Genomic DNA, 9,557 nt, shown 5'->3' with positions numbered 1-9,557 from the left:
GCACCCCGCGGGGTGCGCCGCTCTCGGCGTCTCCCGGCCCGTCACGCCAGCGGCAGCGGCGGGTCGAACGTCTCCGGCAGCCCCTGCAGCGCCCGGGCCATCGCCGCCTCCCCGTCGAACTGGAAACCGAGCTGGGTGGCGTAGGCCGCGCAGGCGGCGACCTTGGCCTCCAGCTCACCCTCCCACGGACGGCGCGGGACGCCGGCGGGCGCAGCCGCGCCGGGCCGCAGCACGTAGGGGGTGTCGGCCCACAGCGAGGCGTTCAGGCGGCGCTCGCGGGTCAGGCCCCCGACGGCGTCGCGCACGTGCCGGTGGTCGACGTGGTCGCCCAGGGCCTGCGGCCCCAGAAGCAGGTCCACCCCGCCGCCGAACTCCTCGTCGAGGACCCCGCCGACGGCCTCCACCACCGCGCGCGGGCACCCCTCGTCACCGGCGACCACCGGGCCGAACAGCGCGGCGGCGCTGGTGTACCCGCGGTGCGGGGCCTCCAGCAGCGGCAGGTGCCGGCCGCGCACGCCGAGGGCGGCCAGCGCCGCGTCGTCCTCCGCGCGGCGCAGCGCCATGTAGTCCACGTCGGCGGCCAGGCCCTTGTCGGTCTGGCAGGCCAGCGCGAACCCCGTGGGGTCCGGCACGCTGCCGGTGAAGACGGTGACCACGAGCACCTCGGCCCCCGCCGCGGCCAGGCCCGCCAGCAGCCCGCCGGCGGAGAACGCCGCGTCGTCCAGGTGCGGGGAGACGGCGAGCACGCGGACGGGACCGGGGTGTGCCGCGCTCACAGCAGGTGCGGGGCGGACAGGAACCGGCACCCGCCGGCCGGCTCGACCGGTTCGACGCCGCGGCCGGCGCTGGTGTGCCGCGACCCGGGCTCGAGCGTGGTCCACGACGTGTCCGGCGCGGTGCCGGCGAGACGGTCGTAGACGGCCTCGATGCGCCCGGTCAGCGCCGGCCAGGACCACACCTCGCGCACCTCCGCCAGCGCCCGCCGCGCCAGCCGCGGGCCGAGGTCCGGCTCGTCGAGCAGGCGGCCCAGCGCGGCGGTCAGGCCGGCGACGTCGCCGACGTCGTGCAGCAGGCCGTTCTCGCCGTCGCGCACGCAGTCCACGACGCCGACGGTGCGGGTGGTCACCACCGGCAGCCCGGCGGCCATCGCCTCCAGGATCGTGTTGGAGAAGCCCTCCGACTGCGTCGGGGACACGAACACGTCGCCCTCGCGGTAGACGGCGGGTGCGGCGTCGTAGGGGACGTAGCCGCGCTGCTCCACGGCGTCGTCGAGGCCCAGCTCGGCGACGAGGTCGGCCACGGCGGTCACGTCCGGGCCGATGCCGGAGACGAGCAGCCGCACGTCGCGGCCGCCCGCCCGCAGCGCGGCCAGGGCGTGCAGCAGGTCCAGGACGCCCTTGCGGCGGTCCACCCGGCCGTGGAACAGCAGCGTGGCGGGACGGTCCCCGGGCAGCAGGCCGACGCGGTCGTCGTCGGCGGGGGTGAACGCGGCGGTGTCGGTGGCGCCGCCGACGAGGGTGAAGCGCGACGGGTCGGTGCCGTGGTGCTCGACGACCTCGTCGGCGAAGGTGCGCGAGCCGATGAGGACGGCGCCGGCGCGGTCCAGGACGGTGCGGATGCCGGCCGAGTGCTCCGGGCAGCACAGGCCCACCCAGTGCCCGTCACCGCCCTGCACGCTGACGACCGAGGGCAGGCCGAGCTGCGCGGACGCCTGGAGCACCGCCTCGCCGGTGGGCCAGGCGTACTGCGCGTGCAGCAGGTCGAAGGGTTCCTCGCCGTGCAGGCGCAGCACGGTGTCGCGCATCGTCGCGACGTCCGCGCCGAAGTCGGCGGGCAGGCCGTCGGCGACGCGCTGCTCCCCCAGCGCCTCCAGGCCCACCGCGCGCACCCCGGCCGGGACGCGGTCCGCGGGCGGCGGGCCGCCGCCGTAGACGGCGCTGCCGGCCGGGTCGCCGCGGAACTGCGAGACGAGGACGACCTCGTGCCCGCGCGCGGTCAGCTCGGTGAGCAGCTTCTCGGCGTACACGCTCATCCCGGACACCGCCGGCCAGTAGCGGCGGCTGACGAAGCAGATCCTCACGCGTCCCACCCCTTCGCCCGGGCGACGGCGGCCGCGTGCAGGGCCGGTTCGCGGTAGAGGGGGTACAGCTCCCCCAGCACGCGGCCGATCGCGGCGCGGTCCAGCCAGGCCGGCCCGCCGAGGCGCTCGCGGGCGGCGTCGGTCAGGTGCACGGGCGCGGCCGTGGCGGGGACCCCGGCCTCCCCCGGCGCACCGAGACCGGCGATGCCGTGCAGGCCGGTGCGCCCGTCGCCGCGGGCGAGCAGGTCGGCGACCCCGCGCTCCCCGATCCGCCCGTAGCTCATGATCTCCACCTCCAGGCCGGGCACCACGACGCGCGCCACGGCCACGCCGTCGTCCGGGCGGGAGCAGTCCAGGACGAGGACGTCGAAGCCGCGCTCGCGCAGCAGGCCGACGAGGTGCTGCGCCAGAGCCTCCTGCTCGTCGGCACCGGCGGGCGCGGACCAGGTGGGCAGGGAGTCGAACCGGACCCGGGAGCGCTCGGCGAGCACGACCGGCTCCAGCAGCTCGCGCAGCTGCGCGGCGTCCATGCCCAGCCAGCGGAGCATGCCGCGCAGCGCGCGCTCCTCCTGGGTGGCCGGGTCGGCGGCGTAGCGCTCCAGGTACCCGGGCGGGCTGATCGCCGCGACGGCGTCCAGGGAGCCGTGCGTGAACGCCTTGCGGGAGCGGGCGGCGGCGAACTCCAGGACGGCCTTGCGCAGGGCGACCTCGCGGTCGGGGTGGGCGGCCTCGCCGGCGGCGGTGACCATCACCGGCTGCAGGGGGTCGTCGTCGGCACCGACGACGGTGATGTTGACGATCCCCCACCAGTCGTTGGCGAGCTTGGGCACCACGCGCACGCCCTGGGCGCGCAACCTCGCCAGCGCCTCGCGGGTCGCGGGGTCGCGCACCTGCTCGTCGCCGGGGCCCAGGTCGAGGACGACGCCGGTGTCCATCGCCCGGAAGCGGGTGCCGTTGCCGTCGCGCTGGAGGAGCTCGCCGATGCCGTGGGCGACGGCCCGGTGCAGGGTGTCGCCGGCGCCGAGGCCGTTGCCGTGCCGGGTGACCAGGCGGGGCAGGTCGTCGACCACCCCCGGCGGCAGTTCGTCGGCGTCGCGCAGCACCACGTCGGCGGGGGCCCACACGCGCTCACCGGTGCCCCACCGCTGCAGCGGCAGCCAGTTCAGCACGGCGTCCGGGGCGTACGGGGCCCCGGCGTCCAGGCACAGCGCCGGCGGGTCCACGACGGAGTCGGTCCCGAACTCCCCCACGAGGTCCTCGCGCGTGCCGCGCCGGTGCTCCAGCGTCGCGACGCGCTCGCGCAGCAGGCCCAGCTCGGCGGACTCGCCCCAGCTGGAGCGGCGGGCGTCGGCGTCGCTGATCCCGTAGCCGTGGCCGGCCGCGGCCGAGGCGCTCGGGCCGGCGGGGGCGATCGTCCACCACGACGGAACCCCGACGGTGTCGAGGCGGTAGGTGGGGAACTCGAACCGGCCCTCGGTGCCCAGCACGCCGCGGAAGCGGGTGGTGGCCGGGTGCTCGGCGGCGGCGTCGACGGGGTGGTCGGCGACGAGGGGGCGGGAGGTGGGGGCGCTCACGCGAGGACCGCCTTCGCGGGGTCGAGGACGTCCATCGGCACGGGTGCCGCCGACGGGGGGTTGGCGAGCATGTGGTCGACCAGGGCCAGCACGTGCCGGGTGGTGACTCCGGTGGCGAACTCGAACGGGCTGAACACCGTCTCGAACTCCAGGGCGCCGATGATCTCACGCATGCGCCGCAGCTCCGCGCGCGAGAGCGGGATCTGCGCGTGGAACGCCTTGTGGGCGCTGAGCGCAGCGGCGCTGCCGTCGGGGTTCAGGTCGATCTTCAGGGAGTCGCCGCAGAACAGCAGCCCCCGGCCGGCGTCGTGCAGGACGCTGTGCCCGGGGAAGTGCCCGCCGGTGCGGTGCATCGCGATGCCGGGGGCGAGCTCCAGGTGGTCGTCGGCCGGGTACGTCACGCGGAACGCCTTGGTCCACACCAGGTCGTCCACGCCGACGGCCACCACCGGAGGGTCCAGCTCGTCCTGCAACTGCCACAGGCCGCCGAAGCCGTGCACGTGGCTGGACGCCAGGACGCTCAGGCCACCGCGTCGGCGCAACTCGGCCAGCGCGGCCGCGGAGTACCATGGCGCGGCCTCGAAACCCAGCAGGCCGGCGGGAGTCTCGAGGACCCAGCCGTGCGAGCCGAGGCCGACGACCGGGTCGCACCAGAACTCCGTGACACCGGGCACGGCCTCGCGCCAGGAGGTCTCGACGAGCGCGTCGACCTCCCGCTCGGTGCGGAACGCGAAACCCTCCTCGGGCAGCTCGTTGCGCACGTCGGCGCACACCGGGCACAACGGCGGCGGGGTGTGCGCGAACCAGCGCTGCCAGTGCCCGCAGTTCGTGCAGGAGTACGCGCGGTGCGAGCGGTGGGCGCGGGTGGGCAACGGCGCCAGTTCACCGGCGCGGACGCCGCGCAGCTCGTGGGAGTCGTTCGGTCCGGTCATCCCTCAGGCCTCCTGAGCGGCGAGGACGGGGTCGGGGCGGGTTCCGGGGACCCCGGCGCCCAGGGCGTCGTGCAGCAGGTGCAGCAGGCGCAGGTCCCGGGCCATCGGGAACGGCCAGCGCCCCGGGTCGGCCAGCGCCTCCTCCACCGCGCGCACCTGCGCGGCGAACGGGGAGGTGAGGGCGTCGAACTCCACGGGCGAGGGCTCCCCCGTGGCGGCGTCGAGGAGTTCCAGGGTGCCGCCGGCGGTCTGCCCCATGGTGTTCGTCGCCACGAGCTGACCGCGGGTGCCGACGACCTCCAGGCGCCGGCGCGGCAGCGTCTCGACGGTGTTGAAGGAGTTCGCGATGGTGACGAGGACACCGGAAGCGGTGCTGCCCACCAGGACGGACCCGTCGTCGACGGCGTAGTCGTGCACGCGGCGCTGCACGTGGGTGGTGGCGACCTCGACGTCCTCGCCGAGCAGCGTCCCCACCAGGTCCAGGCCGTGCGGCGCCAGGTCGACGTAGGCGCCGCCACCGGCACGCACCGGGTCGACCCGCCAGTTGTCCCCCGTGGTGCTGCCCGGCGGGGACCACCCCGGCGGCAGCCAGCAGCCGTAGACGATGCGGACGCTGGTCACGGTGCCCAGGGCACCGGCGGTCAGCAGTTCTGCGATCCGCCGGTGCGCGGGGTGGAACCGCTGGTCGAACGCGGTGGCCGCGAGGACCCCGGCCCGCTCGCAGGCGGCGACCAGTTCCGCGGCGTCGCCGAGCGTGGCGGCCAGGGGCTTCTCGCACAGCACGGCCAGGCCCGCCTCCGCGGCGGCGGTGGCCACCTCCCGGTGGGCGTGGTTGGGGGTGGCCACGTAGGCGGCACGCGCGCCGGGGGTGCGGAACGCGGCGCCCAGGTCGTCGTGGGCCAGCGCACCCGGGAACCGCTGCGCCAGGGAGCGCGCGGCGCCGAGGTCGCGGTCCACGACGGCGACGACGCGGCTGGTGGGCGAGGCGGCCAGGGCCGGGGCCATGTGGTCGCGCGCCACCCACCCGGCACCGGCGATCACCCACCCGGTGGTGGCCGGGCCGGTGGGGTTCTCGGTGTTCGTCACGGTTCTCCGTCGGTCTCGAGAGAATCAGGGGACGGTTCAGCGCACGGGGATGCCGGCGGCGGCCAGCACGCCGAGCTGGAACTCCTGCACCGGCCCGGGGTGGACGATGTCGAGGTCGTCCAGCGCCTGGGCGGCGGTGAAGGCGGCGGCGCGGGCGTGGTGGTGCACCTGCAGGACGCGGTCCAGGACGTCGGCGGTGTTGAAGACCCGGCCGATCGGCGTTCCCGTGGTCTCCCGCTGCGGCAGCATCTCGCGCAGCCGGGTGGCCAGCGCGTCCGGCAGCTGGTCCATCGACCGCTCCTCGAGCACGGCCAGGACCCGCTGGTAGTGCTCGCCGAGGAGCACCTCCCCGCCGAAGCCCGCGTCGGGCAGGTCGCCGTTGGGCAGGTGGTGCGCCAGCGCCACGAGGAAAGCCTCGCCCCGCCCGACCCCGAACCGGGGGGCGACGAACGCGGAGTAGACGGCGGTGACGAAGCAGTGGTCGCCGTGGCTCTCCGGGGGTTCGACCACGACGCGGGGACGCACCGGGTGGGTGGCCCCGGCGCGCGGCTGGCGCACCAGGGCGTGCACGAACGCCGGCGCGGCCGGCAGCGCGTCCTCGTCCAGGGGGTCGGGGTCCAGCGCGGCGCGCACGTCGCCGAGGTCGCCCAGCGCACCCTCGGCGCTCGAGGTGACCGCGTCGAAGGCGCGCTGCAGCACCTCGAGCCGTTCACCGCGCGAGAGCCCCGCCAGTTCCAGCACCGCGGCGTCGACCCCGGCCAGCCGCGCCGCCACCAGGGCGTGCGCGCTCTCGCGCAGGGCGACGCGCTCGACGGCGTCGGGCGAGGGGTCGGCGAGCACCGCGCGCCAGGAGCGCACGAACGCGCGGTCTGCGAGCGAACCCGGCCTGCGGGCGTCGCGCAGACGTTTGAGGTCTCCGACCTCGCGGTACACCTGCAGCGACGAGGCGGCGACGACCGGGCCGCCGAGGGTGTCGGTTTCGGTGTCGGTCACGCTCGGCCTCCGCGGGCGGCGCGCGGCATCGGGAGCAGCACGGCGACAGCCTGCCGCCCGCCGCAGGCACCCGCACCCCGAACCCGCGTGAGCACCGTCACGCCCCCACCACGCGCGGTGACGCGCTCTCGGAGGGCGTTCCGGGGCGGTTGCTGCCAGTCTGCGAAGCGGTCCTTCCCAGACCCCGCGCCTGTCCCCCAGAGAACGAGGAGCCCCCAGGTGCACTCCAACCCCACCCGCCGCGGGTCGAGCACGCGGCTCGCGTACAACGCCAACGGCTTGCGTTCCGTCCCGCTCGACGAGGCCGTGCGCGTGCTGGCCGACACCGGTTACGACGGCATCGAACTGTCCCTGAACGCCCAGCACGTCGACCCGTGGTCCTTCGCACCGGCGGACGCGGACCGCCTGCACCGGGTGCTGGAGGAGACCGGCCTGGTGGCGTGCAGCCTGGCCACCGGTGATCCCCACCTGCTCAGCGAACTGCCCTTCGAACCGGCCCTGGTGGACCCCGACCCGGCCGAGCGGGCGCGCCGCCTGGACCTGCTGCAGCGCGGCGTCCGCATCGGTGTGCGCGTGGGCGTGCCCCTCGTGGTGTTCTCCACCGGCAGCCGGCACCCCGCCGTGCCGGCCGCCGAGGCCGACCGCTGGCTGGACGAGGGCATCGCCGTCCTGCTGGACACCCTGCACGCCGAGCTGGACGCCGCCGGGCTGCCGCGCGGGCGCACCGTGCTGGGGATCGAGCCGGAACCGGGTTTCCACTGCCAGACCAACGCCGAGGTCGCCGCGGTGATCGCCCGCACCGGCAGCGAGGACCTGTGGCTGAGCCAGGACCTCGGGCACGGCGTCGTCGTGGAGGACGACCCGCTCGGCTCGCTGGCCCGGCACCTGCCGATCACCCGCCACCTGCAGGTGGAGGACATCGCCGGCCGCGTCCACGCGCACCTCGTCCCCGGCGACGGCGACGTCGACTTCGCAGCGGTCGGCCGGGTCCTGGGCGCCGACGGGCTGGACGGGTGGATCAGCGTGGAGCTGTACGACCACGACCCGGTGCACCGCGACGCCGCCCGGCGCAGCCGGGAGCACCTGACGCGGTTCCTGCCGTCGCTGTCGCGCGTCGTCGACCTCGACGCGGCGGGGCGCAGCGTCCAAGCTGCGCACCGCTGAGGGAACCCCCGGCAGGGCCCGCGGTGAAACCCCGGCGGAACTCCCGCGGAACCCCGGGTGAACCCCCGGGGGACCCGGGAGTTCACCGCGTCGGCGCGGATAGCCCGTCCGCGCCGACGCGGATCCGGAACTCCCGGCGCAGGGCCCGGCGGGCGGCGTGCACGCCCGCCATCCCGTGCACGCCCGCCGACGGCGCCGTGGCGGCCGAGCACAGGTACGTGCCCGGGGACGGCGCCGGCAGCGGGACCCGGTACGGGTCCCAGCGCGGCACCGGCCGGAACAGCAGCTGCCACGGCGTGACCGCACCGGCGGAGACGTCCCCGCCCACGAGGTTGGGGTTCTGCCCCTCCAGCTCGGCGGCGGTCACCGTGCGCCGGGCCAGCACCCGGTCGCCGAAACCCGGGGCGAAGCGCTCCACCTGCGCCTGCACGGCGTCGCCCACGTCGACGGTCGAGCCCACGGGGACGTGGGCGTAGGTCCACAGCACCTGCTGCCCGGCCGGGGCGCGCGCGGGGTCCAGCACCGAGGGCTGGGACAGCAGCACGTACGGGCGCTCGGCGTGCCGGCCGGCGGCCACCGCCCGCTCGGCGGCCACGAGCTCGGCGCGGGTGCCTCCGACGTGCACGGTGCCGGCGCGCTCCAGCCCCGGCGCCGCCCACGGCACCGGCCCGTCCAGGGCGAAGTGCACGGGGGCGGCGGCGGAGCGGTGCCGCCAGCGGCGCAGCCACGCCGCGTAGCCACCGGGCAGGCGGTCCCCGGCCAACCGCAGCAGCCCGCGCGGCACCACGTCCAGCAGCACGGCGCGCGCCGGCGGCAGCTCGCGCAGGTCGCCCACCTCCACCCCGGTGCGCACGGCGCCGCCGAGGCGCACCACTTCGGCAGCCAGGGCGTCGGCGATCGCCTGCGAGCCCCCGCGCGGCACCGGCCAGCCGACGGCGTGCGCGAGGGTCGCCAGCAGCAGGCCGGCCCCGGCCGGGCCCGGCGCGCGCGGCGGTGCGACGGCGTGCGCGGCCACCCCCGTCAGCAGCGCCGCGGCGGCCTGCGTGCGGAACCGCGCTCCCCACGCCGGACCGCCCTGCTCCAGCACCGCCAGGCCCAGGCGGGCGGCCGCGGCCAGCTCGCCGCCCGTGCGCGGCGGGGTGCGCAGGTCTCCCAGGGCCAGCGCGACGACCTCGCGCCAGCGCCCGACGAGCGGGCCCAGCAGAGCGCGCCAGGCGGCCCCGTCCGGTCCCAGGCCCGCGGCGGTGGCCTCCAGGTCGCGCAGGGCCAGGGCGGCCCGGCCGCCGTCGAGGGGGTGGCCGTAGGCGACGTCTGGCTGCAGGAGCTCCACGCCGTGCGCGGGCAGGTCGAACGCGCGGAAGAACGGCGAGGCCAGCGCCATGGGGTGCACGGCGGAGCCCAGGTCGTGGGCGAACCCGGGCAGGGTCAGCTCGGCGGTGCGCGCTCCCCCGCCGACCGTCGGGTTGCGCTCGAGCACCTCCACCCGCATGCCCGCCCGGGCCAGCACGACGGCGGCGGCCAGCCCGTTGGGCCCGGCCCCCACCACGACGGCGTCCACCGCTGCGCTCACGCCCCGACCCTGGCACGTGGCCGCCCCGTCTCCCACCCGCCCCTCGCGCCACGCGCCCCGGGGGGGGGGGGGGGGGGGGGGGGGGGGGGGGGGGCGGGGGGGGGGGGGGGGGGGGGGGGGGGGGGGGGGGGGGGGGGGGGGGGGGGGGGGGGGGGGGG

The 9,557-nt window shown here is 77.2% G+C and carries 8 protein-coding genes; 1 reads left to right on the top strand and 7 read right to left on the bottom strand.

Annotated features, from left to right (window positions below; translation table 11 throughout):
- Window positions 1-41 precede the first annotated feature (41 nt).
- Genes ACRYR9_RS18780 through ACRYR9_RS18755 form a run of 6 tightly spaced genes read right to left on the bottom strand, consistent with a single transcriptional unit; the run spans window position 42 to window position 6,665 of the window.
- Window positions 42-776 carry a PIG-L family deacetylase gene (locus ACRYR9_RS18780; protein WP_432493458.1) on the bottom strand — a complete coding sequence of 245 codons (735 nt, stop codon included), beginning with the start codon at window positions 774-776 and terminating at the stop codon, window positions 42-44.
- On the bottom strand, window positions 773-2,080 hold the full coding sequence (locus ACRYR9_RS18775) for a glycosyltransferase family 4 protein (protein ID WP_432493456.1): 1,308 nt from the start codon (window positions 2,078-2,080) through the stop codon (window positions 773-775). The genes ACRYR9_RS18780 and ACRYR9_RS18775 overlap by 4 nt, the downstream gene beginning before the upstream one ends.
- Window positions 2,077-3,654: a YcaO-like family protein gene (locus ACRYR9_RS18770; RefSeq protein ID WP_432493454.1), complete on the bottom strand. Its 1,578-nt coding sequence runs from the start codon at window positions 3,652-3,654 to the stop codon at window positions 2,077-2,079. Before ACRYR9_RS18770 ends, ACRYR9_RS18775 begins: the two co-directional genes overlap by 4 nt.
- The gene (locus tag ACRYR9_RS18765) at window positions 3,651-4,586 is read right to left on the bottom strand and encodes an MBL fold metallo-hydrolase (protein ID WP_432493452.1); all 936 of its coding nucleotides are present in this window, start codon (window positions 4,584-4,586) and stop codon (window positions 3,651-3,653) included. The genes ACRYR9_RS18770 and ACRYR9_RS18765 overlap by 4 nt, the downstream gene beginning before the upstream one ends.
- Before the next feature lie 3 nt (window positions 4,587-4,589).
- Window positions 4,590-5,672 carry a Gfo/Idh/MocA family protein gene (locus tag ACRYR9_RS18760; RefSeq protein WP_432493450.1) on the bottom strand — a complete coding sequence of 361 codons (1,083 nt, stop codon included), beginning with the start codon at window positions 5,670-5,672 and terminating at the stop codon, window positions 4,590-4,592.
- 36 nt (window positions 5,673-5,708) lie between these two features.
- Entirely contained in the window at window positions 5,709-6,665 is a 957-nt protein-coding gene (locus ACRYR9_RS18755; RefSeq protein WP_432493448.1) for an HD domain-containing protein, read from the bottom strand.
- Between the two features lie 219 nt (window positions 6,666-6,884).
- Here ACRYR9_RS18755 and ACRYR9_RS18750 point away from each other — a divergent pair, with 219 nt between their 5' ends.
- Window positions 6,885-7,829, top strand: coding sequence for a sugar phosphate isomerase/epimerase family protein (locus ACRYR9_RS18750; RefSeq protein WP_432493446.1), 945 nt, complete (start codon window positions 6,885-6,887; stop codon window positions 7,827-7,829).
- Between the two features lie 82 nt (window positions 7,830-7,911).
- Here ACRYR9_RS18750 and ACRYR9_RS18745 read toward each other — a convergent pair whose 3' ends face one another.
- The gene (locus tag ACRYR9_RS18745; protein ID WP_432493444.1) at window positions 7,912-9,399 is read right to left on the bottom strand and encodes a phytoene desaturase family protein; all 1,488 of its coding nucleotides are present in this window, start codon (window positions 9,397-9,399) and stop codon (window positions 7,912-7,914) included.
- Between the last annotated feature and the right edge of the window lie 158 nt (window positions 9,400-9,557).

The organism is Kineococcus auxinigenes (assembly GCF_050871525.1).
GTDB lineage: Bacteria > Actinomycetota > Actinomycetes > Actinomycetales > Kineococcaceae > Kineococcus.
Note: the sequence above shows the minus strand (reverse complement) of the source record. Positions and strands in the feature narration are given on the sequence as shown.

What these genes read in the sequence shown, in the direction of transcription:
- ACRYR9_RS18765 (WP_432493452.1), bottom strand. Translation starts at nt 4,586, where the DNA reads ATGACCGGACCGAACGACTCCCACGAGCTGCGCGGCGTCCGCGCCGGT.